Here is a 25,606-nt window from a genome sequence, read left to right as displayed (position 1 = left end):
CGAAATGCTTATTGCGGCAGCACTTCCACCGTCACCGCGTAGGTGGCGCGGCGCGACTTGGCCTGCTTGAAGCTGGCCTTGTCGTCGCGGACCTCGGCTTCCATCCAGTACATGCCCGGCGCCGGCCACTTGACGCTGAACTTGCCGTCGGCGTCGGTGGTGGCGCTGAACTCCTGCAGCTTGTCGCGGTAGCGGATGCCGCCCGGCACCACCTCGACCTTCAGGTTGGCGGCGGGCTTGCCGTCGAGCAGCAGGCGGAAGCTGGCGGTGTCGCCGGCGACCAGGTCATTCGGGTGCGTGATCGGCGCCAGTTCCAGGCCGCGGCCGGTGGTGCGCAGGCCCTTGTCGCTGGGCTTGCCGGCGGTGATGAAGGACTCCACGCGGCCTTCGGCCTGCGTGACCGTCAGCTCCTGCGCATTGGCCGGGACTTCCTTCGCGAAGTTCTCGGCCGACCCGCGCCAGCGCTTGGCCTGGCCATCGACCTTGTAGCTGGCAAACAGGCCCTGGTTGACCACCGCCACGCGGTACGTGCCCGGCTGCGTCAGGTGCAGGTCGAAGGTGCTGCGGTACTTGCCGGTGGCGGCGTTCTCGGCCTTGACGGCGCTGCCGTCGGGGGCGGTCACCTGCAGGTTGTCCAGGCGCAGCGGCACGTGCTCGAAGTAGAACAGGTCGTTGGAGACGGCGGCGTCAACGGTCACCCACGGGTCATTGCCCGACAGCACGGTGGCCGACGGCAGCAGCCACTGGCGGTGCGCGTGCGCGGCCAGCGGCGCCAGCGCGGCGAGGGCGAGCACGGCCACGCGGATGGCCATGCGGGAACGGGTGGGGGACACGATGGCAGACAGGATGGCGGTAGGTTTCATCGTCAGGCTCCGGGAAGGATTACGGCTTCAGGTCGACGGTGACACCGCCGAGTTCGTGGTCGCCCTTGGCGCGGGCGGTCTGTGCGGCTTGCGGCGGCCAGGTGAACGGCACGCGCACCAGTTCGCGCCCGCCGACTTCGCGCGCGGCTTCGACCACCAGCTGGTAGTCGCCCGCCGGCAGCTTGCCCAGCGGATTCTTGCCATCGCGGAAGCTGACCGTGTGCTCGCCCGGCGCGCGGGTCGCGCCCGAGATGCCGTCGGCCGGCATGTTCAGGTCGCGGCCGGCCTTGCGCCACCACTGGCGCATGTCCTTGAGCCACTTGGTGCCCTCGTTTTCCTTGAGCTTGCCGTCGTACCAGACCGCCAGGGTCTGCACCGGGCTCTGGTCGGCGCGCTCGACCCACATCGCCACGTAGGGCTTGTGGTACTCGGCCACGCTGAGGCGCGGGATTTCCACCTTGACGTTCAGGTCGGCGGCCAGCGCGGGACCCGCGAACGGGACCGTGGCCATGCCGGTCAGGGTGACGGAGAGCAGTCGGCGCATATTCGGAGAAACCTCGTCAGTGAGATGCAGCAGGAAAAAGGCAAATGGGGTTGGGTTGCCGGCGGGTCCGGTGATGCTCAGTGAATGCTCAGTGAATGAACAACACCGCCAGCAGCAGCGGCACCACCAGCCCCAGGCCGACCAGCGGCCACGTCGCCAGGCGCCCGCCCGCATGCAGCTTGAGCAGGAACAGGCCGGTAATGCTGAAGACCAGGCAGGCGAACGCGAACACATCCAGGAACAGACTCCATGCCTGGCCGGTGTTGCGGCCCTTGTGCAGGTCGTTCAGGTAGGAGATCGCGCCGCGCGTGGTTTTCTCGTACTGGGCTTCGCCGCTGTCGAGCTCAAGGCTGACCCAGGCATCGCCGCCCGGGCGCGGCAGCGCCACGTAGATTTCATCGGCCGACCATTCGGCCTCGCGCCCGTTGGCATCGACATCGAGCGCCTGTGCCAGCCATGCGGCCAGCGCTTCAGGCACCGGCGCCTTGCGATCGCGTGACTTGCCTTCGCCGGCGGGCTCCTGCGCGCGCAGCGCGTCGAGCAGCGCGGCGGGCGCGGTGGCGTGGCGCGTCTCGACCGCCGGCTTCGCCTCGATCTGCGACGCATGGTTGAGCGTGAAGCCGGTCACGGCGAACAGCATCATCCCGATCAGGCAGATCGCGGAACTGATCCAGTGCCACTGGTGGAGATGCTTGAGCCAGAACGCGCGGCGCTGCTGGCCGGAAGCTGGCTGGGATTCGGTCATTGCGGTGGTAAGCGGGTGGCTCCGGCGGAGCCGGCGGCCGGCCCTGCGCTGGGATCCTTGGAAGCTGGAGCGCCGCCTCGCGCACGTAACGCTGAGGTTGTGCCATTGTCATCACAATGACGGACGCCGCAGAGAAGGATAATCGTTCGCATTTGAATGCGCAAACGGTTCCGCGACGCGGCAGGTTACGACACATTACAAGGGTCAAGCTGGCGCGTGCCGAGGTCTCCCGCAGGCCCGGCAGCAGCCGCCCCTACGGCGACAATTGCAGCGGCTATTGCAGCGGTGCTGCGGCGTTACAGCCACATGCCCGCCGCCCACCCCACCACGCCGCTGGCCAGTACCACCAGCCATGGCGGCAGCTTCCACGCCATCAGCGCCACCAGCGCCAGCGCGACCAGCACGATGTCGAGCGGCCCGCGCACCGCGCCGACCCACACCGGCTGCCACAGCGCCGCCAGCAGCAGCCCAACCACGCCCGCATTGACGCCGGCCAGCGCCGCCTGTGCCCGGCGGTTACGGCGCAGGCTTTCCCAGTAAGGCAGCGTGCCGAGCACCAGCAGCGCGCCGGGCAGGAAGATCGCCACCGTGCACAGCAGCCCGCCAGCCCAGCCGGAAGGCGGCATCTGCGACGAAGCGCCCAGGAAGGCTGCAAATGTAAACAGCGGACCGGGCATGGCCTGCGCCACGCCATAGCCTGCCAGGAAGGTTTCCTTGCCGACCCAGCCGGGCGCCACCACTTCAGCGTCCAGCAGCGGCAGCACCACGTGTCCCCCGCCGAAGACCAGCGCGCCGGCGCGGTAGAAGGCGTCGAACAGGCGCGCGGCCGGATCGGCGCTCAGCTGCGCCAGCACCGGCAGGCCCGCCAGCAGCAAGGCGAAGGCTGCCAGCAGCAACGCGCCGGCCCGATGACCCATCGGCAGCCCGAGTGGCTCATGCGCGCCGGCCAGCGCCGGCCGCAGCAGCGCCGCGCCCGCCAGCGCCGCAACGGTCATCACCGCCACCTGTGTCCATGGCCCCGGCAGCGCAAGCACCGCAACGGTGGCCAGCAACATGATGGCAATGCGCAGCGCGCCCCGGCACAGGGTGCGCGCCATGCCCCACACCGCCTGCGCCACCACGGCCACCGCCACCAGCTTGAGCCCGTGCAGCACGCCTGGCGCGGCGGCCATGCCGTAGTGCGAGACGCCCAGCGCGAACAGGATCATCAGCACCGCCGACGGCAGCGTGAAGCCCAGCCATGCCGCCAGCGCGCCGGCATAGCCCGCGCGCGACAGCCCCAGCGCGATCCCGGTCTGGCTGCTGGCCGGGCCGGGCAGGCACTGGCACAGCGCGACCACATCGGCATACGCGGCTTCGCTCAGCCACTGGCGGCGCCGCACCAGCTCGTCGCGGAAGAACGCCAGGTGCGCGACCGGACCGCCGAACGACGTCAGGCCGAGGCGCAGGAACACCAGGAACACGGCAAGCGGCCCGTCATGGCGGTGGGTGTTTTCGGACGGGCTGGGCAAGGTGGCCATGTGCGCAGGGGACGTTGTAGATGAGAAAGGTTGTGTCGGTGCAACGCGCCGATTCTGCCGGATTTACAGGGACAACGGCGTGACATGAGCCTGCGGCATCACGTCCCGCCTGCCACGAAGAAACATAAGAGCTCGTTACATCACTTATGCGGCAAATGTATTAAAACCAAACAACCACACCACTCCCATGGGCGGTATTACCCCAATCAAGTTAGTTTGCCGCCCCGCCGTTAGCCCGCAGACGCACACGCATGCCCCGACAGGCGTCAACCATGAATGACGCCGCAGATGCGTGTCACCGATGAGCAATGCGCAATGCGCTGAAGGAGGAGTGAGAAGCATGCTGGACAACCTGAGCCTGAAGAAAAAACTGCTGCTGCCGCTGGTGCTGAGCTGGGTCTGCCTGCTCGGCGTCACGCTGTGGAACGCCTGGCACATACGCAGCCTGCGCATGGAAGAGCGCCGGCTGGACCTGATCCATGTCACCGACACGGTCGTCTCGGTGGTGGCCAATTACGAGGCGCTGGCCAAGGCAGGCAAGCTGCCGCAGGAGGAGGCCAGGCAGCAGGCCATCGACCGCGTGCGCGCCATGCGCTTCGGCAGCGATGGTTACTTCACCGTCATGCGTTCCGACAGCGTGGTGCTGATGCACCCGTTCAAGGAAGACATGATTGGCAAGGTGATGGAGGACACGAAAGATCCCAACGGGGTCTACCTGTTCCGCAACATGATCGAGGTCGCCAAGGGGCCGGGCAAGGGCTTCGTCGAGTATGCATGGCCCAAGCCGGGCGCCGAGGCGGCACAGCCCAAGCTCAGCTACGTGGCCACCTTCCGGCCATGGGACTGGGTTTTCGTCGCCGGCTTTTACATGGATGACATCGAAGCGACCTTCCACAAAGAGCTGATGAAAGCCTTCGGCCTGTTGCTGGCGGTCGGCGCGCTGATGTCGCTGGTGATGGTGCGCGTCTCCGCCAGCCTGCACCGCCAGCTCGGCGGCGAGCCGGCCACCACCGCGCAGATCGCCGGCCGCATTGCCGAGGGCGATCTCGGCAGCCATGTCGACGTGCGCCCGGGCGACGAGCACAGCGTGCTGTTCGCGATGCAGCGCATGCAGACGCGCCTGACCGGCGCGATCGGCAGCATCCGCGGCTCGGCCGACTCGATCGCCGGCGCGGCCAAGCAGATCGCCGCGGGCAATGCCGACCTGTCGCGCCGCAGCGAGGAACAGGCCGCCTCGCTGCAGGAAACCGCCGCGAGCATGGAGCAGCTGACCAGCACCGTGCGCCAGAGCGCCGACAATGCGCGCCAGGCCAGTCACCTGGCCGAGGGCGCCTCGGACATCGCCGTGCGCGGCGGCACCATCGTCAACCAGGTGGTCGGGACCATGGGCGAGATCAAGCAGGCCTCGGGCAAGGTGGTCGACATCATCGGCGTGATCGAGGGCATTGCCTTCCAGACCAATATCCTGGCGCTGAATGCCGCGGTGGAAGCCGCCCGCGCCGGCGACCAGGGCCGCGGCTTCGCCGTGGTGGCCGGCGAGGTGCGCACGCTGGCGCAACGCAGCGCCACTGCCGCCAAGGAGATCAAGGCGCTGATCGGCAATTCGGCGCAGCGCGTGGAAGACGGCGCGGTGCTGGTGGAAAGCGCCGGCAAGGCGATGGACGAGATCGTGGCAGCGGTCAAGCGCGTGACCGACCTGATGGGCGAGATGCGTGCCGCCACCGAGGAGCAGACCGGCGGCATCGAGCAGGTCAACCAGGCGGTCTCGCAGATGGACCAGATGGCGCAGCAGAACGCGGCGCTGGTCGAAGAAGCGGCCGCCGCCGCGGCCTCGCTGGAGGACCAGGCCGACATGCTGCACCGGGCCGTCGGCCAGTTCCGGCTGGCGGGGGGCTGATCCCGCCGGCCCAGTCCCGTTGCCGTCATACGCAGCCGCTGGCTGCGTGTATCATGAAGCGCAGCCGGCTGCATCGTGCGGCCGGCGCCCATTCTAAGCAGTCCACTACCGGGAGCGCACCATGATGGCATTCATCGGCACCGTGTTCGTTGGCCTCATCGTCGGACTGATCGCACGGGCGGTGAAGCCCGGCGACGACAAGATGGGCTGGATCATGACCATCATCCTCGGCGTGCTCGGCTCGGTGGTGGCCGGCTACGTCGGCCGCGCGATGGGCTGGTACCAGCCGGGCGAACCGGTGGGCTGGATTGCCTCGGTGATCGGCGCGATCGTGCTGCTGGTGATCTACGGCATGGTCCGCCGCAAGGGCTGACTGGCCTTGCGCACGGTGATCGCATCGTTGGCGTCGGCCAGGCTCGGCGCTTCGGGCTTGGCCGGCTTGGCCGGGGCAGGCGCCGCAGGCGCCGGGGGCTGAGCCACCGCGTCCGCGCGCGGCGGGGCTTCCAGCCCCTGCGCCATGGTGGCGCCCGGCACGGCTTCGACCGGAGCCGCCATGGTCGGCACGCGCGGCGTGCGCAGGCCCGGCGCGGCATCGCGGCAGCGCAGCAGCGCGCGGTCACCGCCTGGCGCCATTGCCGCCACCTGGGGCGCGATCGCTCGCAGCACCCGCACCGCCAGCGCGCTGGTAAAGCTGTAGCGCGCCGCGTAGGGTTCGCGCACGTTGACCACCACGGTGCCGAAGAAGCGCTCACCCAGCGTAAAGACGAAGGTTGCCGAGCGGTTCACCGAGCGCGACGAGATCAACCGACCGCCCGGGCCGTACACCTGGAAGCGCTGGTCGCCGGTGCCGGTCTTGCCCGCCACCGTCATCGATGCACCGTCGCGCCCCGGCACCGTGAAAGCGCCGCGAATCGACTTGGCGGTGCCGCGCTCCACCACATCGAGCATCGAACGCCGCGCCAGCTCGGCCACCTCGGCCGGCAGCACGCGCTTGCCCGATCCCGGCTGCAGCACGTAGCGCGTGGCGTAGGGGGTGCCGTCGGCAAAGGCCAGGCTGCGCACCGCGGCGCTCTGCGTGACCACGCCGCCGGCCAGCAGGATGCCGGCCAGTTCGGCCAGCGCCGCCGGACGGTCGCCCGCCGCGCCGATCGCACTGGCGTACGACGGCGTCAGCGAATCGAACGGGTAGCCGACCCGCTGCCAGCGCCTGGCGATGCGGGTGAAGGCGTCCTGCTCCAGCAGCGTGCGGATGCGGTTGTCCTGGCCCGCCTTGCTGCGCGTCTTGAACAGCCACTTGTACACTTCCTGCCGCTCGGCGGTGCTGGCGCGCAGGACCTCCGTCATCGTCGCCTCGGGGTGCTGGTCCAGGTACTCCACCATCCACAACTCCAGCGGATGCACCCGTGACAGGTAGCCACGGTCGTTCAGGTTGAACTTGTCCTTGCCGTACTTGCGGTACAGCGCGGGCAGGTCTTCCTTGGCCAGCTGCTTGTCGCCCAGGCGCGCGCGCATGATGCGGATATAGTTTTCCTCATCCAGGTAGGGGCGCGCGCTCAGCAGCGTCACCGACATGCGCACCGCGTTGATGTGCGGGATGGTCATGCGCACGCGGCCCAGCAGCGTGTCCAGCCGCTGCTCGGAATTCTTGCCGCGATAGCGCTGGTAGAAGTTGACCATGTAGGCGCTGCCTTCCTGGTCGGCGAAGCGCTCCAGGTACTCGCGCCGGCCGGGGGCATTGCGGTCCTCGAACAGCTCGCCGATATCCGGGCTGGCGTGGAAGGTCTCGTAGCGCACGATGTCGCGCATCATGCGGATAAAGACCAGGTTGACCGAGTGCTGGAACGCGATGCGCACGGTCATGTTGCGCTCGCCCGCCTCGCGCTCGAAGTTGGTGAAGCTCTGCAGCCCGCCGCCGGTGTAGAAGCCTTCACCGGCGCTGCCGGAGTACTTGCGCTCCATCGCGGCCTCGAGCATCGCCATCAGTTCGCGCTCCTCGGGCTTCTTCGTCTTGGACAGGTAATCCACCGCCCAGTGGGCGAGCGCATCCTGCCGGGCCAGCCGCACCCCGGCCAGCTCGGCGCGCCCCATGCCGGCGTACTGCGCGTGCAGCTCGCTGATGATTTCCAGGTAGGTCACCAGCGTGCGCAGCTTGGCGGTCGAGCCCAGGTTCAGGCGCCCGCCACTATTGATGTCGAACGGCTGGTCGATGTTGTCGGCCTGCACCCGCACCACATTGGCGTTGCCGACACGCTCGAACAGCGTGAAACTGGTCATCAGCCTCGACGGGTCGTCGTTATCGCGCAGCAGGTTGTGGCCGTACAGGCCCATGGCGCGCGCATCCGCCTTGTTGTTCACGCGCTGCAGCGTCTCGCTGACGATGCGCTGCGCCTCGCGGTTGACGGTGCTGTCGACCGTCAGGTCGAGCCGGTCCATGTCGTAGCGGCTTTCCACGCCGGTCAGGCGGGTGACGTCGGCACGCACGCGGTTGACGGCCTTGCGCGTGACGAACGGCTCCTGCGGCCCGCGCAACGGCGGCGCGGCCTTGTCCAGCGTCTGCGCCAGTGCCGCGTCGCGCAGCTCGGCGGTGATGATGCCGTTGGCAGCCAGCAGGCGCAGGTAGCTGCCGGTCAGCGCATCCAGGTTGGTGTCGTCGCGACGCAAATGGTAAGACGGGCGGCGCTGCGAGATGATCAGCGACAGCGCGCGCTTGTATACCTGCGCCTGGCGCGGGTCGGGCGCGCGCTGGTCCATTTCCTTGAGCAGCCGGTTAACTTCGCCGAAGTCCTCGCCGTACCAGACCCACAGCGCGTCGCCGATGCCGTTGATCTCGCCGAAGCCCTCGCGCGCCGACAGCGGCACGGTGTTGAGGTAGTCAACCACGATGCGCTCGCGCGCGCGCTGCGTGTCGGGCCCGTCGAGGTAGGCGCGCAGCGACGCCGACGCCATCTGCCGGAACTTCTCGGGGATCGACGCGGTGCGGCCCTCGGGCGAGTGCCGGTACTTCTCGATCTGCGTGGCCAGCGTGCTGCCGCCGGGCGCGTCGTGCGAGCGGTCGGCCAGCCGGATGACCTGGTCGATCACCGCGCGCGACAGCCGGCGCCAGTCCAGCGCCGGGTTCATGTTCGGGTATTCGGGGTTCAGCAGCCCCTGGTTCTCGACGTACAGCAACGCACTCACCAGCAGCGGCGGCACCGTGGCGAAGTCGGGATACTGGCGCTGCGGATAGCGCTCGAACGCCAGCGTCAGCCCGTTGCAGTCGCGCAGCAAGAGGCCGGCCTGGTTTTTCTCGCGGTACGGCGCGAAAAAGCCCTGGTCCATCAGCCTGACCATGTCGGGCGACATGCGCGCCTGCTCGGCCGGAACGTAGCCGCGCTGCTGCAGCCGCTGCGCGAACTGCGGCAGCATGCCGTAGCCCATGCGGGCATCGTACGGACCGGAATGCGGGAAGCGGATGCTGTCGCTGGCGCCGGGCTGGATCTCGAAGGTCAGCCGCTGGCCGAGCTCGCCGATCAGCCGCGCCTGCCAGTGCGAATTGCGCACTTCGCTCGCGACAATGCTATACACGACGTAGACGCCCCCGGTGAGGGCGACCGCCAAGCCAGCGAAGATCCAGCCACGACGCGACACGTTGGGCTTCCCTGTTGGGCCGGCGCTGCGCGCAGAGGCATGCGCGCACCGGCTCGAAGCGCATTATTCTCGCGGCACGCGCAGTGCGCGTGCCGCTTCTCTTGATATTAGTAGGAGTCGGGCCCGCGTGCAGCAAGCATGCGTGGGGTCTTCGCGACGTTCTTCGCGCCGTTGTTAACGCGCGTCATCCGGAGACGCGCTTGCGCCACATGCCGCCGCTGGCTTGCACCGCCGGCGTGCGTCGCTGTCATGCTTTCTGCGCGCGTGCCACCGGCCTTCCCCCGAACGGGTAACCCGGGTCGTTGTAGCCGTGGGTCGACGCATGCCCCGGCACGACCAGCGCATCGATCATGGCCTCTTCGTCCGGCGTGATTTCGACCCCGAGCGCGCCGAAGTAGTCCTCGAACTGCGCCAGCGTGCGCGGCCCCGCGATGACCGACGAGATGATCGGGTTGGCCAGCACCCACGCCGTGGCGAACTGCCCCGGCGTCAGGCCGCGCGCCTCGGCATGCGCCTTGAGTTGCTGCGCGATCACCAGCGATTCCTCGCGGAACTCGGTTTCCATCATGCGGCGGTCGGCGCGGCCGGCGCGGGTGCCCTGTCCCGGCGCCTGGCCGGGCGCGTACTTGCCCGTCAGCACGCCGCGTGCCACCGGGCTGTAAGGCACCACGCCCAGGCCATAGTGCTCGCAAGCCGGCAGGATCTCGACCTCGGGGACGCGGTTCAGCAGGTTGTAGTACGGCTGGCAGGCCACCGGGCGCGGCACGCCCAGCTCGCCGCACAGGCGGGCGATCTCGGCGATGCGCCAGCCGCGGAAGTTCGACACGGCCCAGTAGCGGATCTTGCCGCTGCGCACCAGGTCCCCCATCGCGCGGACCGCCTCTTCCAGGTTCTCGCCGGGGTAGTCGCGGTGCAGGTAGAGGATGTCGAGGTAGTCGGTCGCCAGCCGGTTCAGGCTGTCCTCGACCGCACGCGTGATCCACACGCGCGAGTAGTGCGAGTGGTTGGGCGCGGACTGCATGGCGTTGCCCAGCTTGGTCGCCAGCACCCAGTCGTGACGGTTCGAGGTCAGCAGGCGGCCGACCATCTGTTCCGAAGCGCCCTTGGTGTAGACGTCGGCGGTATCGATGAAGTTGACGCCCTGGTCACGCGCGCTGGCAACGATGCGCGCCGCCTCGGCTTCGTCGGTCTGGTCGGCGAACATCATGGTGCCCAGGCACAGCGCCGAGACGCGCAGGTTGCTGGCGCCGAGGCGACGGTAGGGCATGGTGGTGGCTGGCATGGGGTTCTCCGGATATGGGTGTGACCACGATCCCACATTTTGCCGGCAGTGCGGCAATCGTGCCGGCGAGCACACCGGCAGACGGCGGACAGCGAAACAAACGCGGCTGTCAGGCTCCTTTTATTGCGCCTTTTATTGCACCCCTGCTGCACCATGGCTACCCCACAATTCCGCGCGACAACCGCCTGAAATGGTTTCAAGATGTTGCTGGCACGCCAACTGGCGGCGTTTTGCCGCCATATTCTTGCGTTTGCCGGCGGCCCCACCCCGCCGGCCTGACCAGGAACAAGGATCGGACACCATGCAAACGGAAACCACGGATGTCGTCATCATTGGCGCAGGCCCGGCCGGCTCGGTCGCGGCGGGCCTGCTGCGCAAGCACGGGATCCCGGTACTGGTGATCGAGAAGGAAATCTTCCCGCGCTTTTCGATCGGCGAAAGCCTGCTGCCGCAGAGCATGGCCTATATCGAAAGCGCCGGCATGCTGCGCGCGGTGGTGGAAGCCGGCTTCCAGTACAAGAACGGCGCCGCGTTCTCCCGCGCCGGCCAGCACACTGCCTTCGATTTCCGGGAAAAATTCTCTCCCGGCTGGGGCACGACCTACCAGGTGCAGCGCGCCCGCTTCGACGATGTGCTGATCCGCGAGGCTGCACGCCAGGGCGCTGAAGTCCGCTTCGCGCATCTGGTCGAGAACGTCGACGTCGGCGGCGCGCAGCCCGAGGTGACGGTGCGCGCGCCGGACGGCAGCCAGTACCGGGTGCGCGCGAAATTCCTGCTCGATGCCTCGGGCTTCGGCCGCATCCTGCCGCGCCTGCTCAAGCTGGAGTCGCCGTCGGGCTTCCCGGTGCGCAGCGCGCTCTTCACCCATGTCGAAGACCGGATCGCGCCGGGGACCTTCGACCGCAACAAGATCCTGATCAGCGTGCATCCGCAGCACCCGGACGTGTGGTACTGGACCATCCCGTTCTCGGACGGCCGCTGCTCGCTCGGCGTGGTGGCGGAGAAGGCGTTCCTGGACAACTACACCGGCACCGAGACCGAGCGGCTGCGCGCGCTGGTGGCCGAGGAGCCGGGGCTGGCCAGCCTGCTTGCCGATGCCTCGTGGGACACCCCGGCGCGCCAGATCGCGGGCTACTCGGCCAACGTCAGCTCGCTGTGGGGCAACGGCTACGCGCTGCTCGGCAATGCCGGCGAATTCCTCGATCCGGTCTTTTCCTCCGGCGTCACCATCGCCTTCAAGTCGGCCAGCCTGGCGGCGGACTGCCTGGTGCGCCAGCTCGGCGGCGAAACGGTGGACTGGGAGAAGGATTTCGCGCAGCCGCTGCGTGCGGGCGTCGATTGCTTCCGCGTCTTTGTCGAGGCATGGTATGAAGGCCGCTTCCAGAAGCTGATCTTCCACCCCAACGCCACGTCGGAGATCCGCGGCATGATCAGCGCGGTGCTGGCCGGGTATGCGTGGGACCGCAACAACCCGTTCGTCGCCGATCCACGCCGCCGCATGGCAGTGCTGGAAGAGTTCTGCAACGTCTGACCGCCGCCGAGCCGGCATAGCCCTTATGCAAGGACAACAAGCATGACCAATCCGACCGTACTGGTCACCGGATCGTCGCGCGGCATCGGCCGCGCCATCGCGCTGCGCCTGGCGCGCGACGGCTATGACGTGGTGGTGCACTGCCGCGCACGCCGCGACGAGGCCGAAGCCGTGGCCGACGCGGTGCGCGCCCATGGCAGCAGGTCGCGCGTGCTGTGCTTCGACGTCAGCCGCCGCGACGAGGCAGCGGCCACCCTGCTGGCCGACATCGCCACGCACGGCTGCTACTACGGCGTGGTCTGCAATGCCGGGCTGGCCCGCGACGCGGCGTTCCCGGCCATGACCGGCGCCGAGTGGGACGAGGTGGTGCACACCAACCTCGACGCCTTCTACAACGTGCTCAACCCGGTGGTGATGCCCATGGTGCAGCGCCGCCAGCCCGGCCGCATCGTCACGCTGTCGTCGGTTTCCGGGCTGGTCGGCAACCGCGGGCAGGCCAACTACAGCGCCGCCAAGGCGGGCATCATCGGCGCCACCAAGGCGCTTGCCATCGAACTGGCCAAGCGCGCCATCACGGTCAACTGCGTCGCGCCCGGCCTGATCGACACCGACATGGTCGAGCCGCACGTGCGCGAGGAAGCGCTGCGCCTGATCCCGGCGCGGCGCATGGGCACGCCGGACGAGGTTGCTGCCACCGTGGCCTTCCTGCTGTCGCCCGATGCCGGCTATATCACGCGGCAGGTGATTTCGGTCAACGGCGGGATGTTCGGGTAAGGACGCGAAGATCCAATGAACGCGGTGAGCATCTTCTTCCTGCAGGCCATGCTGGTGGTCGCCCTGCCCTACCTGCTGTGGCGCGGGGCAGGCCTGCAGGCCGCCTTTCCGCTGGTGGCCGTGCAGGTGCTGGCCGGCATCATGCTCGGGCCGTCCGTATTCGGCCAGCTGGCGCCACAGGGCTGGTCGGCGCTGTTCGGCCCCGATCACTTGCCGATGCTGTCCGGCCTGCAATGGCTCGCCGTGACGCTGTTCTGCTTCCTGACCGGCCTGCATTTGCGCGAAGACGCGGCGACGACGCACTGGCATGACACCTTGCGTATCTCGCTGGGCAGCATCGCCGCGCCGTTCGTGCTCGGCGGCGTAACGGGGTGGTGGATGATCCGCGCCGGCTGGCCGGTGGCCGGCGAGCATGCCGATCCTTACTGGTTCGCCTGTGCGATGGGCATCTGCACCGCGGTCACCGCGCTGCCCGTGCTGGGCGCGCTGCTGCGCGAGATGCGGCTCACCGGCACCCCGCTGGGCCAGCTTGCGCTGCGCTGCGCGGCGGTCAACGACGCATGGGTGTGGTTGTTCCTGACGCTGGTGCTGCTGCAGCAGGGCAGCCAGCAAGGCGCCAGCGTGCTGGCCATCGGCGCGCGCGCCGTGGCCTATCTCGCCTTCATGTTCGGCGCGGTGCGCCCCGCGCTCGCCTGGCTGCTGCGCCGCCGCGCGCAGGAGACGGAGCTGCTGCTGGCGGTGGCGTTCTTCCTCGTGCTGGCGTCGGCGTTCCTGGGCGAGCTGGCCGGGCTGCACCACGTGATGGGCGGCTTCGTCGCCGGCCTGGTCTGGCCGTCGCAGGCGGCACAGCGCGTGCGCCAGCAGCTGGAGCCGATGACGGTGGTGGTGCTGTTGCCGTTCTTTTTCCTCGCCGCCGGGCTGCGGACCGAAATTTCGCTGCAGGAGCCGATGACACTGTGGATCGCGGCGCTGTCCCTGGTCGTCGCCATCGCCGGCAAGATGGCCGGCGTTGCGCTGCCGGCGTTGCGCGCGGGCATGGGCTGGCGCAAGTCGCTCGCCCTGGGCGCGTTGCTGCAGACCAAGGGACTGGTCGAGGTGGTGGTGCTGACCGTGCTGCTGGATGCGCGCGTCATCAGCACCACGGCATTCTCGGGGCTGCTGCTGATGGCGCTGGCCAGTACGCTGCTGGCGCGTCCGCTGACCTTGCTGGTGACACATGGCCGCTTGCGCTGAGCGGCTGCGGGTCGCGATTCAGAACACGTGCTTGATGCCCAGCATCGAACCGAACTGCGTACCGCCCACATTGGGCGAGCCACCCGTCGCCGCGCTGCTGACCGACAGCGCCAGTTGCCCGCCGTTGCCGATATAGCCCGCGGTGGCGTACACCGAAGTCCGCTTCGAGAAGGCATAGCTGGCGCGCACCGCGCCGAGCCACGCCTTGTTGGGGCTGTTGCGGTATTTCAGGTAGAACAGCTCGCCGGCCAGGTTCAGCGCCGGCGTGATGTCGTAGGCCACGCCGCCGTAGAACAGGTTGCTGCGTGGCGCCGCCAGCGCTTCGTTGCGGCGGCCGACCCAGCCCAGCCCCGCCTTGGCATTGCCCAGCAACATGTAGCCGCCAAGCGCCAGGCGGTCATCCTTGAGCGCGCTGGAGGTCAGCCCGCCGAACGCGCCAGGGCCGCCGCGCTGCGAGTCATAGACGCCCGAAACGCCCCACCAGTTGGTCTCGTACATCAGCATGGCCGACCATTCGCGGCAGGCGCGGCTGTCGGCGGGGTTCTCGCCGGCGCAGTTGGTGCCCGAGGGACTGGGGCCGGCGTTGATGGTGTCGCGCCCGAGGCTGTAGGTCGCCCCCACCGTCAGGCCGCCGAACTTGCTCTTGTAGGCGACCGCGTTGTCGGCGCGCGCATTGGGGAAGTAGCTGTCGAGCGAGCCGGAACCGTAGGCGTTGGGGCCGAGGATGTCGGTATCGAGCATGGCCCAGAACAGCATGGTGTACTGGCGCCCGAAGCTGACCTGTCCCCACTGGTTCTGCAACCCGACCCATGCCTGCCGCCCGAACAGCCGGCCGCCCTGGTTGGCGCTGCCGGAGTCGGCGCCAAAGCCCGATTCGAGCACGAAGTTCGCCTTCAGCCCGCCGCCGAGGTCTTCGCTGCCGCGCAGGCCCCAGCGCGACGGCACCGTGCCGCTCAGGTTGGGCATGCGCACCACGGTGTCGCCGCCGCCGACGTGGTTCAGGAACTCCACGCCGGTATCCACCAGCCCGTACAACGTCACTGACTGCGCCGCGGCCAGCGCGGGCACGGCGCACAGCGCGGCCAACGCCGATCGCACGACGGGTCGTTTTGCTCTCATCCCTCTCCTCCTGTTGTTGTTATCAATAGGCCCGCCATGCGGCGGGCAGCCGGCTCAATCGATGTAGCGCAAGCCGGCACGCGCCAGCGGCTCGCGCAATCCGTACATGTCCAGGCCCAGCTCGCCCGCGGCAAAGCGGGCGCGCTTGGCTTCCTCGTTGGCGCTGCGCGCGTAGGCAGCGTCGGCCACGGCGGCGGCCAGCGCCTTGGGCACGATCACCACGCCGTCGTCGTCGGCGATCACCACGTCGCCGGGATCCACCAGCCCGCCGGCGCAGACCACCGGCACATTGACCGAGCCGATGGTGGCGCGCGCACAGCCTTTGGCGTGGATGGCGCGGCTGAAGACGGGAAAGCCCATTTCCTTGAGGTCGCGCGCATCGCGCACGCCGCCGTCGATAACAAGGCCCTTTGCGCCCTGGGCGCGATAAGAGGTCGCGAGCAGGTCGCCGAAGAAGCCGTCGGTGCTGTCGGCGGTGCAGGCGGCCACCACCACGTCTCCCGGCTGGATCATCTCGGCGGCCACGTGCAGCATCCAGTTGTCGCCGGGCTGCAGCAGCACGGTGACGGCAGGGCCGCAGGTGGCCGCACCGGCGTACACGGGACGCATATAGGGCTTCATCAGGCCGATACGGCCCATCGCCTCATGCACGGTGGCGACGCCGAAACGCGACAGGCGCGCCACCACCTCGGGATCGGCTCGTTCGATGCGGCGGTGCACGACGCCGATCTGGTTCTGGATGGGTTGCATGGCGGATTCCTTTATCGTCGGATGGCGTGGATTACAACCCGCGCACCTTGAGTTGCGCGTCCAGCCGCGGATAGACGCGGCGCGCGTTGCCCTCGAAGATCTTGTGGCGCTGTTCGTCATTCAGGTTTGCCGTGGCGTCGACATAGCGCCTGGTGTCGTCGTAGTAGTGGCCGCTGCGCGGATCGATGCCGCGTACCGCGCCGATCATTTCGGAGGCAAACAGGATGTTGTCGACCGGGATCACCTCGGTCAGCAGGTCGATGCCCGGCTGGTGATAGACGCAGGTGTCGAAGAACACGTTGTGCAGCACATGCTCTTCCAGCGGCGGCACCTTCATTTCCTGCGCAAGGCCGCGGAAGCGGCCCCAGTGGTAGGGCACCGCACCGCCGCCGTGGGGGATCACGAACTTCAGCCTGGGGAAACGCTGGAACAGGTCGCTGGCCAGGCACTGCATGAAGGCCGTGGTGTCGGCATTCAGGTAGTGGGCGCCGGTCGTGTGGAAGCACGCGTTGCAACTCGTACTCACGTGGATCATGGCCGGCACGTCGTACTCGACCATCATCTCGTAGACCGGGAACCAGTATTCGTCCGACAGCGGCGGCGAGGTCCAGTGGCCGCCCGACGGGTCGGGATTCAGGTTCACACCCACGAAGTTGTATTCGGTGATGCAGCGCTTCAGTTCCGGCAGGCAGGTGCTGACGTCCGCGCCCGGCGACTGCGGCAGCATGGCGGCGCCGACGAAGTTGTCCGGAAACAGTTGCGCAACGCGGGCGCACAGTTCGTTGCAGATCGCCGCCCACGTGGCGCTGGTTTCGAGATCGCCGATGTGGTGCGCCATGAACGACGCGCGCGGCGAGAAGATCGTCAGGTCGGAGCCGCGCTCCTGCATCAGCCGGAGCTGGTTGCCGGCGATGGCTTCACGCAGTTCGTCGTCGGAGATGCGCAGGTCGGAGGGCCTGGGGCCGAGTTCCGGCGTGGCGAGGTTGGCCACCTGCTGTTTGCGCCAGTCTTCCAGCGCCTTGGGCGCGGTGGTGAAGTGGCCGTGGCAATCGATGATCATGGTGTCTCTCAGTCTTGTGGCCATGCGCTGGCCGGCACGAGCACTTCGCCGCGCATGATGGGGCGGGCCGTGCGCACCAGCGCGCTGCGCGCGATCGTGCCGGGCCGCTCGGGGTCGGTTTCGATTTCGACGGTGAACTCGCCGCTGGGGTGTTCGATACTGACGTTGTGCACCGGGCCACTGCCTTGCAACCGGGCGATGCCATCGGCCACCGTGCCGCGCAGCACGCACGCAGTTCCGGCGGTGACCGCGGCCAGCACGCCGATGGCCGCGTGGCATACGTGCGGGATAAAGCAGCGCGTCGCCAGCGTGCCGCCATCGCGCGGTGCGGCGATCAGGCACATCTTGGGATAGCTCTTGCCGCTGGCATCGCCCAGGCCCATGCTGTGGCCGGCGGCAAGGCGCAGCGCTTCCAGCGTCGCTTTCAGCGATGCGTCCTCATTGAGCGCGATTACGCTCTCGTAGCCGGTACGGCCGAGGTCGGTTGCACGCAGCAGCACCATCGGCATGCCGTTGTCGATCAGCGTGGCGTCGACGGCTAGGCCATCGATCACGAGCCGGTCGCGTGGATTGCCGGTGGGCAGCAGCGCGCTGCAGACCGAGCCCGCCGTGTCGAGGAAATCGATCACGATGGGTGCGGCAGTGCCAGGCACGCCGTCGATGCGCGCGTCGCCGCCGTAGCGCAGGCGCCCCCCCGGTGTCGGCACCGTGATGTCGCACAGCATGCCGGTGTTTCGCGTCAGCACGCGCGCCCGCGTGGTGTCGCCGCGCGGCGCGAGCATGCCGGCCTCGAGCGCGAACGGCACCACCGCGGCAAGCATGTTGCCGCAGTTGGGCGCGGTGTCGACGGTGTCGGCATCGGGCTGCAGCTGCGCGAACAGGAAGGCGAGGTCATACTCGCCCGCGATCCCGCCGCTGACGATGCCGGCCTTGCTGGTCAGCGGATGGGCGCCACCCAGCCCGTCGATCTGGCGCGGGTCGGGCGAGCCCATCGCCGCAAGCAGCAAGCGGTCGCGCGCCGCCTCGCCGGCGGGCAGGTCGGCGGCGCGGAAGAACGGGCCGCGCGAGGTGCCGCCGCGCATCAGGATGCACGGCACCGGGCGCAGGTCCGAATCGGGAAAGGCATTCATGGCAGTCGGTCGGTGTGGCGGGGTCGCCAGGGTGAGACGAGTATCGGCGCGGCGACGCCGCGCTGGGTTGCCATCTCGCCTGCCCAGTGTTCCAATCTGCTTATCGGTATGCCGCAGGCGCGGCCCGCGCCAAAGCCATGAATCCTTCCCCGCTCAGCCTGCATCACCTCTACGTGTTCGCTGGCGTGGCCGCGGCCGGCGGCGTGCGCCGCGCCACGGAAACGCTGCACCGCGCTTCATCGGCGATCGCGCGTTCGGTGGCCGCGCTGGAAGGCACGCTTGGCGTCGAACTGTTCGAGCGCAAGGGCCGCGGCATGCTGCTGACGCGCGCCGGCGAGCTGGTGCTGTTGCGCCTGCAGCAGATCGACGCGACCCTGCGCGACGTACGCGAGGAAGCCGTCCGGCTGCGCAGCCGCCATGGCGGCACCGTCGCCAGCTTGGAATCGCTCTACAACGAACGGCGCCTGGAAGTCGCCACGCTGCTGGCCGACGCGCACCATATGCCCAGCGTCGCAGGCGTGCTTGGCGTATCGCAGTCCGCGGTCAGCCAGGCGGTGGCGCGGCTGGAAGAGATACTGGGGCAGCCGCTGTTCCTGCGCACCGCGCGCGGCATGATCCCGACCGACGTGGGCGCGCGCTGGGTCCCGCGCTTTGAACGGGTGCTGGCCGAGCTGCGCCATATCACCGCCGACGTGGCGGCATTGCGCGGCGTGCTCGAAGGCGTGGTCACCGTCGGCGCGCTGCCGCTGGGGCGCACCCAGTTGCTGCCGGCCGCGATCGCGCGGCTGCATGCGCGCCATCCACGGCTGCGCTTCCGCTCGCTGGAAAGCCCGTACGAGGAACTGACCGCGGGGCTGCTGAGCGGGCGCATCGACCTGATCCTGGGCGCACTGAGGCAGGACGCCGCGCAAGGCCTGTCGACCGAGCCGCTGTTCGAGGACCGCATCGCGCTGATCGCCAGCGCCACGCATCCGCTGGCGTCGCGCAAGCGCCTGACGCTGCGCGACCTTGAACCCTATCCGTGGGTGCTGTCTCGGTCGGGTTCGCCGCTGCGCGAGGCGCTCGACGGCTTCTTCACCCGCCATGGCGGGCCCCTGCCCGAACCGCTGGTGGAGACCGGCGACCTGGCGCTGCTGCGCGGCCTGCTGCTGCGCGGCGAGATGATTACCGCGCTGTCCGCGCACCAGCTGCAGTATGAGTTCGACCAGTCCTCCCTGACGGAGCTGAACCTGCCGATGCCGGGCATGCGGCGGGTGATCGGCATGACCACCCGCGCCGGCGCGCGGCTGTCGCCCGGCGCCGACGCGCTGCTGGCGGAACTGCGCGCCTGCAGCACCGCCTGGCACCGCGACGGCGCCGGCGGCACGGCATCGCAATAAGGAAAAGGCAACGGGCCGGCAGCCGAAAGCAATACACCACAGGCGCGCCGAACGTAGACTGCCCTTGCCATGAGCGATGCGCTCGTGGCCTGCGCCGCCATCACACCGGACCGCGCCGATAAGCGGTGGCCGGCACCGGCCAGCGGCCGCATCCCAGCAGGCAACCCAGACAACGATAAAAGGCCCGCGCGCCGGGCCGCAGGAGGAGACGGCATGACCGCACGCCCAAGGCTCGATATCCGGGCCCACATCAATGACCGAAAGATGTCGAGCTACCAGTGGCTGTTGCTCGGCCTGTGCTTCCTGATCGTCGCCACCGACGGCATGGATGTCGCGATCATGGGCTTCCTGGCCCCCGACATCACGCGCGAATGGGGTATCTCGCGCGCCAGCTTCGGCATCGTGATGAGCGCGGCGCCGGTGGGTCTGGCGATCGGCGCGCTGATGGTGGGGCCGCTGTCCGACCGCTTCGGCCGCAAGAAGCTGCTGCTGGGCTCGGTGGCGCTGTTCGGCGTCTTCAACCTGCTGAGCGCGTTTTCCGACAGCGTGGTGACGCTGTCGCTGCTGCGCTTCCTGACCGGGCTCGGGCTGGGCGCGGCGATGCCGACCACCACCACGCTGCTCTCGGAATATGTGCCGGAGCGTTCGCGCAGCACGCTGATCGCGGCCATGTTCACCGGCTTCAACCTGGGCTCGGCGCTGGTGGGCTTCGGCGCGGCCGCGCTGCTGCCGCACTTCGGCTGGCGCGCGGTGCTGATGGTGGGCGGTGCGATCCCGCTGCTGTGCCTGCCGGTCTACCTGCTGCTGATCCCGGAATCGGCGCGCTACATGGTGGTGCGCAAGTTCGCGCCGGAGACAATCGCGCGCACGCTGCGCCGCGTCTGTGGCGGCGACGTGCCGCTTAATGCCGAATTCACCATCAGCGAGCCGCCCGTGCCGGCCACGCAGCCGGTGCGCACGCTGCTCTCGCCGGGCTATCGCGGCATCACGCTGGCGCTGTGGCTGACCTACTTCATGGGCCTGCTGGTGATCTACCTGCTGAGCGGCTGGCTGCCGACGCTGATCAAGGACGTCGGCCTGCCGATCGAGCGCGCCGCCAACCTGACCGCGCTGTTCCAGCTCGGCGGCACCGTTGGGGCGCTGGCAGTGGGCTACTACATGGACCGGCGCGCGGCCAACAAGGTGATCGCGATCGCCTATGTCTGCGGTGCGGCGTGGATCCTGCTGCTGGCCTCGGGCAACGTCAGCTCGGCGGCTTTCGCGTTCTTCGTGCTGATGGCCGGCTTCTGCATGAGCGGCGCGCAGACGGGGCTGAATGCCTTCGCACCGTCGTGCTACCCAACCCCGGTACGCGCCACCGGCGTGAGCTGGATGCTGGGCATCGGCCGCTTCGGCAGCATCACCGGGTCAATGGCGGGCGGCGTGCTGCTGAGCCTGGGCTGGGGATTCAGCGCTGTTATCGCCATCCTGGCGATCCCGGCGACCATCGCCGCAATTTCTATACTGTCCTCACGGGCACAGCAGAGCGCCGTAACGGCGTAACGATGCAGGGCCCGGCGCTGGCCGGGTGTCCCAAGTTTTTCCGAGTTATCTGGGTTTTCGACATGGCTACTATCATCGGCGCGATCGCCTCTTCGCATACGCCCACCATCGGCTTCGCGCTCGATGCCGGCAAGCAGCAGGACCCGGCCTGGGCTCCGATCTTCGCGGCCTACGCGCCCGTCAGCGAATGGCTGAAGGAAGCCAGACCCGATGTGCTGGTCATGGTCTACAACGACCACGTGACGTCGTTCTTCTTCGACCACTACTCGGCGTTCGCGCTGGGCATCGGCGAGTCGTACCACGCCGCCGATGAGGGCGGCGGCCCGCGCGCACTGCCGCCGATCAGCGGCCACGCTGGCCTGTCGCGGCATATCGGCGCATCGCTGATGGCCGATGAATTCGACATGTCGTTCTTCCAGGACAAGGCGCTCGACCATGGCTGCTTCTCGCCGCTGTCGGTGCTGCTGCCGCATGACAGGAACGGTGGCAAGGACGCCTGGCCGGTCAGCATCGTGCCGCTGCAGGTGGGCGTGCTGCAGTTTCCGGCGCCGTCGGCGCGCCGCTGCTTCAAGCTGGGCCAGGCGCTGCGCCGCGCCATCGAAAGCTATCCGGAAGACCTGCGCGTGGCGATCGTCGCCACCGGCGGGCTGTCGCACCAGGTGCATGGCGAGCGGGCCGGCTTCAACAACACCGCGTGGGACCATCGCTTCCTGGACCTGTTCGAATCCGATCCCGAAGCGCTGCTGGAACTGACCCACGCCGACTACGCCCGGCTGGGCGGCTTTGAAAGCGCCGAGGTGGTGATGTGGATGGTGATGCGCGGCGCCATGTCCAGCGGCGTCCGTTGCGTGCATCGCGACTACTACCTGCCGTCGATGACCGGCATCGCGGTGGCGGTGTACGAGAACGCGGCCTGTACCGACCCCGAACGCCACGCCGCGCGCGCGGCACGCCAGCGCGAGCATATCGGCCACCAGTTGCGCGGCATCGAACAGCTCGAAGGGACTTACCCGTTCACGCTGGAGACCAGCGTGCGCGCGTACCGCATCAACCGCTACCTGCACCAGCTGGTGCGGCCCGAATTCCGCGAGCGCTTCCGCACCGACCCGCAGGCCACCTACGACGAAGCCGACCTCAGCGCCGAAGAGCGCGACCTGATCACGCGGCGCGACTGGCGCGGCATGATCCACTACGGCGTGATCTTCTTCCTGCTGGAAAAGCTGGGCGCGGTCACCGGCGTGTCGAACCTGCATATCTACGCAGCGATGCGCGGGCAATCGCTGGAGGACTTCCAGAAGACGCGCAACGCACCCGGCGCGCTGTATTCGGTGGCGGGCAGCGCCGGCAGCGGCACCGCATGGGCTGCACCGGCCAGCGAGAGCAAGGCTGGCTGACCCGGGAACCTCGCTGCGTTCAGTCCCGGTCCGGCGCGCCCGGCGGGAAGAACGAGCGGTACGGCCGCGCCTCGTCGACGGCACGGGCAAAGGACGGGCGTGCCAGGAGCCGGGTGCGGTACCCGCGCACATGGGCGCACGACGCAGGAACGGGATGCACCCAGTCCGCATAAAACAGCGACGGTGCCGCCGCGCAATCGGCCAGCGTGAATGCACTGCCTGCCGCCCATTCACGGCCGGTGAGCCGGGCATCCAGCCAGGCGTAGGCGCTTTCCAGCAGCTTGCGCGCGTCGGCCACGCCATAGGCATCGCGCTGGCCGGCGGGGCGGAGATGGTCGAGCACGATGCGCTGCATCGGCGTCATCACGTACTGGTCGAAGAAACGGTCCAGCAGGCGGACTTCGAGCGCATCATCGGGCGCTTCAGGCAGCCAGCGCACTGCGCCCCGGTGATGCTGGTCGAGGTATTCGATGATGATGCTGGACTCGAACACCGTGCGGGTGCCATCGACCAGCACCGGCATCCGCTGCAAGGGCCATAGCCGCGCATGTTCGGCTGCATGGTCGGGATGGTCGGGCGACAGCATGCGGAACTCGAACGGGATCGCGTTCTCGTACAGCGCGATCAGCGCCTTCTGGCAGTAGGAGGAAAACGGGTGGGCGTAAAGCTGCATCGTGGTCTCCTGTTGGATCGGCTGGCTACGCTGCGGCGAAGCGGTCGGTTGCAGCGATCAGCTGGTCCATGATCCCCGGTTCGGTCCACGCGTGGCCTGCCCCTTCGATCAGGTGGAAATCCGCCTTCGGCCACGCCTTGTGCAGGGCATGGGCATAGCGCACCGGGCACGGCATGTCATAGCGCCCATGCACGATGACGCCGGGGATATCGGCCAGCTTGTATGCATCGCGCAGCAGTTGTCCATCCTCCAGCCAGCAGCGGTGCGTGAAGTAATGGTTCTCCAGCCGCGCAAAGGCCAGCGCGAAGTGGCTGTCGTCATGCTTGGCGCGGTTGTCGGCATCCGGCAGCAGCGTAATGGTCTCGCCTTCCCACACGCTCCAGGCGCGCGCGGCTTCGACCTGCTTGTCCTTGTCGCCGCCGGTCAGCAGCTTGCGATAGGCCGCCATCATGTTGCCGCGTTCCGCTTCGGGCACCGGCGCCTGGAAGCGCTCCCATTTCTCGGGGAACATCTCGGACACGCCGTACTGGTAGTACCAGTCCAGCTCTGCCTGCGACACCGTGTAGATGCCGCGCAGCACCAGTTCGCTGACGCGCTGCGGATGCTTCTGCGCATAGGCCAGCGCAAGCGTCGAGCCCCAGGAACCGCCGAAGACCAGCCAGCGCTCCACGCCGGCAAGTTCGCGCAGCCGCTCGATATCGTCGACCACGTGCCACGTCGTGTTGTCCTCCAGCCCCGCATGCGGCGTCGATCGTCCGCAGCCGCGCTGGTCGAACAGCAGCACGTCATAGCGCGCCGGGTCGAACAGCCGCCGATGGTCGGCCGAGATCCCGCCGCCGGGCCCGCCATGAAGGAACACTGCCGGCTTGGCGCCCGGCGTGCCGACGCGCTCGTAGTACAGGACGTGGCCGTCGCCGACATCGAGCGTGCCGGTATGGTAGGGCTCGACTTCAGGGTAGAGGGTACGGAGGGAGGGCATGGGGTAGGGCTCCGGTGGTCTCGAGGCCACAGTGTACGCCGCCAGAACGGGGGCTCGCGTCAGCCGGCGCCTGATGCGCCATCGAGCCAGATCCGCGAGAGACGGCACAAAAAAAAACCGGCACCCAAAGGTGCCGGTTTTCCTTGCCAGGCAAGTCGCGCTTACCAGCGCGCCCGCGATCAGTCTTCCAGCTTCGGCAGCGAAGCGCTCACCTGCGTCGACAGCAGGCCGGACTTCGCATACGTCTGCAGCTTCTCGCGCGTATCGACGATATCCAGCGTACGCATGGTCAGCTGGCCGATCCGGTCCAGCGGCGTGAACATCGACTCGCCCTTTTCCATCGTCAGCCGTTCCGGCTTGTAGGTCAGGTTCGGCGAGGTGGTGTTCAGGATCGAGTAGTCGTTGCCGCGACGCAGTTCGATGGTGACTTCGCCAGTGATGGCGCCCGCCACCCAGCGCTGGGCGGTTTCGCGCAGCATGATGGCTTGCGGGTCGAACCAGCGGCCCTGGTACAGCAGGCGGCCCAGGCGGCGGCCGTTGTCGCGGTACTGCTCGATGGTGTCTTCGTTGTGGATGCCGGTGATCAGGCGCTCGTAGGCGATGAACAGCAGCGCCAGGCCCGGGGCTTCATAGATGCCGCGGCTCTTGGCTTCGATGATGCGGTTTTCGATCTGGTCGCTCATGCCCAGGCCATGGCGGCCGCCGATGCGGTTGGCTTCCATGAACAGGTCGACGGCGTTGGCGAAGGTCTGGCCGTTCAGCGCGACCGGCTGGCCTTCCTCGAAGCGCACGGTGACTTCCTCGCGCTTGACTTCGACGTCATCGCGCCAGAACTGCACGCCCATGATCGGCTGGACGATGCGGATGCCCGAATCCAGGTGCTCCAGGTCCTTGGCCTCGTGGGTGGCGCCCAGCATGTTCGAGTCGGTCGAGTACGCCTTTTCGGCGGACATCTTGTAGTCGAAGCCGTTCTGGCGCATGAACTCGGACATCTCGGCGCGGCCGCCCAGTTCATCGATGAACTGCTGGTCCAGCCACGGCTTGTAGATCTGCAGGCCGGGGTTGGTCAGCAGGCCGTAGCGGTAGAAGCGCTCGATGTCATTGCCCTTGAACGTGCTGCCATCACCCCAGATATTGACGCCATCATCCTTCATCGCGGCAACCAGCATGGTGCCGGTGACGGCCCGGCCGATCGGGGTGGTGTTGAAGTAGGTGATGCCGGCGGTGGAAATGTGGAACGCACCGCACTGCAGGGCGGCGATGCCTTCGGCCACCAGCTGCGTGCGGCAGTCGACCAGGCGGGCTTCCTCGGCGCCGTAGGCCTTGGCGCGGCGCGGGATGTCATCATAGTCGGGCTCGTCGGGCTGGCCCAGGTTGGCGGTGTAGGCGTAGGGGACCGCGCCCTTCTGGCGCATCCAGAGGAGTGCCGCGCTGGTGTCAAGGCCGCCGGAGAAGGCGATACCGACCCGTTGGCCGGTAGGAATGTGCTGCAGGATGGTAGTCATCGCCAGAAATCTAAGTGAATTTGTCGGCTCTTGGGCGGGCTTCCGCCGCGTTGCCCGGA

Annotated in this window: 21 protein-coding genes; 8 read left to right on the top strand and 13 right to left on the bottom strand. The window is 68.2% G+C overall.

The features are described from left to right. Positions 1-8 precede the first annotated feature (8 nt). The 4 genes from LPA45_RS26570 to chrA form a co-directional block, all read right to left on the bottom strand. Positions 9-812 carry a DUF4198 domain-containing protein gene (locus tag LPA45_RS26570; RefSeq protein ID WP_376790681.1) on the bottom strand — a complete coding sequence of 268 codons (804 nt, stop codon included), beginning with the start codon at positions 810-812 and terminating at the stop codon, positions 9-11. A gap of 70 nt (positions 813-882) precedes the next feature. After that, positions 883-1,407, bottom strand: coding sequence for a DUF2271 domain-containing protein (locus LPA45_RS26565; protein ID WP_116319107.1), 525 nt, complete (start codon positions 1,405-1,407; stop codon positions 883-885). A gap of 88 nt (positions 1,408-1,495) precedes the next feature. Continuing rightward, positions 1,496-2,152, bottom strand: coding sequence for a PepSY-associated TM helix domain-containing protein (locus tag LPA45_RS26560; protein ID WP_116319108.1), 657 nt, complete (start codon positions 2,150-2,152; stop codon positions 1,496-1,498). Positions 2,153-2,448: 296 nt separating this feature from the next. Then, the gene (chrA, locus tag LPA45_RS26555; protein WP_317919717.1) at positions 2,449-3,672 is read right to left on the bottom strand and encodes a chromate efflux transporter; all 1,224 of its coding nucleotides are present in this window, start codon (positions 3,670-3,672) and stop codon (positions 2,449-2,451) included. A gap of 340 nt (positions 3,673-4,012) precedes the next feature. Here chrA and LPA45_RS26550 point away from each other — a divergent pair, with 340 nt between their 5' ends. Next, positions 4,013-5,569 carry a methyl-accepting chemotaxis protein gene (locus LPA45_RS26550; RefSeq protein ID WP_317919716.1) on the top strand — a complete coding sequence of 519 codons (1,557 nt, stop codon included), beginning with the start codon at positions 4,013-4,015 and terminating at the stop codon, positions 5,567-5,569. 121 nt (positions 5,570-5,690) lie between these two features. Continuing rightward, the gene (locus LPA45_RS26545; protein ID WP_116319111.1) at positions 5,691-5,942 is read left to right on the top strand and encodes a GlsB/YeaQ/YmgE family stress response membrane protein; all 252 of its coding nucleotides are present in this window, start codon (positions 5,691-5,693) and stop codon (positions 5,940-5,942) included. On the opposite strand, the gene LPA45_RS26540 is transcribed toward LPA45_RS26545, so the two are convergent. Further along, on the bottom strand, positions 5,915-9,196 hold the full coding sequence (locus LPA45_RS26540; protein WP_317919714.1) for a transglycosylase domain-containing protein: 3,282 nt from the start codon (positions 9,194-9,196) through the stop codon (positions 5,915-5,917). The genes LPA45_RS26545 and LPA45_RS26540 overlap by 28 nt on opposite strands. A 247-nt stretch (positions 9,197-9,443) precedes the next feature. Then, the gene (locus tag LPA45_RS26535; RefSeq protein ID WP_116319113.1) at positions 9,444-10,478 is read right to left on the bottom strand and encodes an aldo/keto reductase; all 1,035 of its coding nucleotides are present in this window, start codon (positions 10,476-10,478) and stop codon (positions 9,444-9,446) included. Positions 10,479-10,779: 301 nt separating this feature from the next. Here LPA45_RS26535 and LPA45_RS26530 point away from each other — a divergent pair, with 301 nt between their 5' ends. From LPA45_RS26530 to LPA45_RS26520, 3 genes are read left to right on the top strand one after another with little or no spacing between them, the layout of a single operon-like run. Continuing rightward, complete coding sequence (locus LPA45_RS26530) at positions 10,780-12,009, top strand: NAD(P)/FAD-dependent oxidoreductase (protein WP_116319114.1); 1,230 nt, start codon at positions 10,780-10,782, stop codon at positions 12,007-12,009. Between the two features lie 42 nt (positions 12,010-12,051). Further along, positions 12,052-12,783: a 3-oxoacyl-ACP reductase FabG gene (gene fabG, locus LPA45_RS26525; protein WP_116319115.1), complete on the top strand. Its 732-nt coding sequence runs from the start codon at positions 12,052-12,054 to the stop codon at positions 12,781-12,783. Between the two features lie 15 nt (positions 12,784-12,798). Further along, positions 12,799-14,016: a cation:proton antiporter gene (locus tag LPA45_RS26520; RefSeq protein ID WP_317919712.1), complete on the top strand. Its 1,218-nt coding sequence runs from the start codon at positions 12,799-12,801 to the stop codon at positions 14,014-14,016. Between the two features lie 18 nt (positions 14,017-14,034). On the opposite strand, the gene LPA45_RS26515 is transcribed toward LPA45_RS26520, so the two are convergent. Genes LPA45_RS26515 through LPA45_RS26500 form a run of 4 tightly spaced genes read right to left on the bottom strand, consistent with a single transcriptional unit; the run spans position 14,035 to position 18,075 of the window. Beyond that, positions 14,035-15,135, bottom strand: a complete 1,101-nt coding sequence (locus tag LPA45_RS26515; protein ID WP_317919710.1) for a porin — start codon at positions 15,133-15,135, stop codon at positions 14,035-14,037. A 54-nt stretch (positions 15,136-15,189) separates the two neighbouring features. Continuing rightward, a complete protein-coding gene (ligK, locus tag LPA45_RS26510; protein WP_317919709.1) occupies positions 15,190-15,885 on the bottom strand; it encodes a 4-carboxy-4-hydroxy-2-oxoadipate aldolase/oxaloacetate decarboxylase in 696 nt (231 codons plus the stop codon). A 31-nt stretch (positions 15,886-15,916) separates the two neighbouring features. After that, positions 15,917-16,945 carry an amidohydrolase family protein gene (locus LPA45_RS26505; protein ID WP_116319119.1) on the bottom strand — a complete coding sequence of 343 codons (1,029 nt, stop codon included), beginning with the start codon at positions 16,943-16,945 and terminating at the stop codon, positions 15,917-15,919. A gap of 8 nt (positions 16,946-16,953) precedes the next feature. Then, complete coding sequence (locus LPA45_RS26500; RefSeq protein WP_317919707.1) at positions 16,954-18,075, bottom strand: 4-oxalomesaconate tautomerase; 1,122 nt, start codon at positions 18,073-18,075, stop codon at positions 16,954-16,956. Positions 18,076-18,212: 137 nt separating this feature from the next. Here LPA45_RS26500 and LPA45_RS26495 point away from each other — a divergent pair, with 137 nt between their 5' ends. From LPA45_RS26495 to LPA45_RS26485, 3 genes are all read left to right on the top strand, one after another. Continuing rightward, positions 18,213-19,454 carry a LysR family transcriptional regulator gene (locus LPA45_RS26495; RefSeq protein WP_317919706.1) on the top strand — a complete coding sequence of 414 codons (1,242 nt, stop codon included), beginning with the start codon at positions 18,213-18,215 and terminating at the stop codon, positions 19,452-19,454. A 213-nt stretch (positions 19,455-19,667) separates the two neighbouring features. Beyond that, complete coding sequence (locus tag LPA45_RS26490; protein ID WP_116319121.1) at positions 19,668-20,996, top strand: aromatic acid/H+ symport family MFS transporter; 1,329 nt, start codon at positions 19,668-19,670, stop codon at positions 20,994-20,996. A gap of 62 nt (positions 20,997-21,058) precedes the next feature. Next, positions 21,059-22,390 carry a gallate dioxygenase gene (locus LPA45_RS26485; protein WP_116319332.1) on the top strand — a complete coding sequence of 444 codons (1,332 nt, stop codon included), beginning with the start codon at positions 21,059-21,061 and terminating at the stop codon, positions 22,388-22,390. A 19-nt stretch (positions 22,391-22,409) separates the two neighbouring features. Here LPA45_RS26485 and LPA45_RS26480 read toward each other — a convergent pair whose 3' ends face one another. From LPA45_RS26480 to argG, 3 genes are all read right to left on the bottom strand, one after another. After that, on the bottom strand, positions 22,410-23,063 hold the full coding sequence (locus tag LPA45_RS26480; protein ID WP_116319122.1) for a glutathione S-transferase family protein: 654 nt from the start codon (positions 23,061-23,063) through the stop codon (positions 22,410-22,412). A 25-nt stretch (positions 23,064-23,088) separates the two neighbouring features. Further along, the gene (pip, locus tag LPA45_RS26475; protein WP_317919703.1) at positions 23,089-24,042 is read right to left on the bottom strand and encodes a prolyl aminopeptidase; all 954 of its coding nucleotides are present in this window, start codon (positions 24,040-24,042) and stop codon (positions 23,089-23,091) included. A gap of 179 nt (positions 24,043-24,221) precedes the next feature. Beyond that, positions 24,222-25,547, bottom strand: coding sequence for an argininosuccinate synthase (gene argG, locus LPA45_RS26470; protein ID WP_116319124.1), 1,326 nt, complete (start codon positions 25,545-25,547; stop codon positions 24,222-24,224). Positions 25,548-25,606 lie beyond the last annotated feature (59 nt).

Origin of the sequence: Cupriavidus sp. Agwp_2 (genome assembly GCF_040784895.1) — a bacterium.
Taxonomy (GTDB): Bacteria; Pseudomonadota; Gammaproteobacteria; order Burkholderiales; family Burkholderiaceae; genus Cupriavidus.
Note: the sequence above shows the minus strand (reverse complement) of the source record. Positions and strands in the feature narration are given on the sequence as shown.

What these genes read in the sequence shown, in the direction of transcription:
- LPA45_RS26500 (WP_317919707.1), bottom strand. Translation starts at nt 18,075, where the DNA reads ATGAATGCCTTTCCCGATTCGGACCTGCGCCCGGTGCCGTGCATCCTG.
- LPA45_RS26565 (WP_116319107.1), bottom strand. Translation starts at nt 1,407, where the DNA reads ATGCGCCGACTGCTCTCCGTCACCCTGACCGGCATGGCCACGGTCCCG.
- argG (WP_116319124.1), bottom strand. Translation starts at nt 25,547, where the DNA reads ATGACTACCATCCTGCAGCACATTCCTACCGGCCAACGGGTCGGTATC.
- LPA45_RS26495 (WP_317919706.1), top strand. Translation starts at nt 18,213, where the DNA reads ATGAATCCTTCCCCGCTCAGCCTGCATCACCTCTACGTGTTCGCTGGC.
- chrA (WP_317919717.1), bottom strand. Translation starts at nt 3,672, where the DNA reads ATGGCCACCTTGCCCAGCCCGTCCGAAAACACCCACCGCCATGACGGG.
- LPA45_RS26535 (WP_116319113.1), bottom strand. Translation starts at nt 10,478, where the DNA reads ATGCCAGCCACCACCATGCCCTACCGTCGCCTCGGCGCCAGCAACCTG.
- ligK (WP_317919709.1), bottom strand. Translation starts at nt 15,885, where the DNA reads ATGCAACCCATCCAGAACCAGATCGGCGTCGTGCACCGCCGCATCGAA.
- LPA45_RS26505 (WP_116319119.1), bottom strand. Translation starts at nt 16,945, where the DNA reads ATGATCATCGATTGCCACGGCCACTTCACCACCGCGCCCAAGGCGCTG.
- LPA45_RS26515 (WP_317919710.1), bottom strand. Translation starts at nt 15,135, where the DNA reads ATGAGAGCAAAACGACCCGTCGTGCGATCGGCGTTGGCCGCGCTGTGC.
- fabG (WP_116319115.1), top strand. Translation starts at nt 12,052, where the DNA reads ATGACCAATCCGACCGTACTGGTCACCGGATCGTCGCGCGGCATCGGC.
- LPA45_RS26545 (WP_116319111.1), top strand. Translation starts at nt 5,691, where the DNA reads ATGATGGCATTCATCGGCACCGTGTTCGTTGGCCTCATCGTCGGACTG.
- LPA45_RS26570 (WP_376790681.1), bottom strand. Translation starts at nt 812, where the DNA reads ATGGCCATCCGCGTGGCCGTGCTCGCCCTCGCCGCGCTGGCGCCGCTG.
- LPA45_RS26490 (WP_116319121.1), top strand. Translation starts at nt 19,668, where the DNA reads ATGACCGCACGCCCAAGGCTCGATATCCGGGCCCACATCAATGACCGA.
- LPA45_RS26560 (WP_116319108.1), bottom strand. Translation starts at nt 2,152, where the DNA reads ATGACCGAATCCCAGCCAGCTTCCGGCCAGCAGCGCCGCGCGTTCTGG.
- LPA45_RS26520 (WP_317919712.1), top strand. Translation starts at nt 12,799, where the DNA reads ATGAACGCGGTGAGCATCTTCTTCCTGCAGGCCATGCTGGTGGTCGCC.
- LPA45_RS26480 (WP_116319122.1), bottom strand. Translation starts at nt 23,063, where the DNA reads ATGCAGCTTTACGCCCACCCGTTTTCCTCCTACTGCCAGAAGGCGCTG.
- LPA45_RS26550 (WP_317919716.1), top strand. Translation starts at nt 4,013, where the DNA reads ATGCTGGACAACCTGAGCCTGAAGAAAAAACTGCTGCTGCCGCTGGTG.
- LPA45_RS26485 (WP_116319332.1), top strand. Translation starts at nt 21,059, where the DNA reads ATGGCTACTATCATCGGCGCGATCGCCTCTTCGCATACGCCCACCATC.
- pip (WP_317919703.1), bottom strand. Translation starts at nt 24,042, where the DNA reads ATGCCCTCCCTCCGTACCCTCTACCCTGAAGTCGAGCCCTACCATACC.
- LPA45_RS26530 (WP_116319114.1), top strand. Translation starts at nt 10,780, where the DNA reads ATGCAAACGGAAACCACGGATGTCGTCATCATTGGCGCAGGCCCGGCC.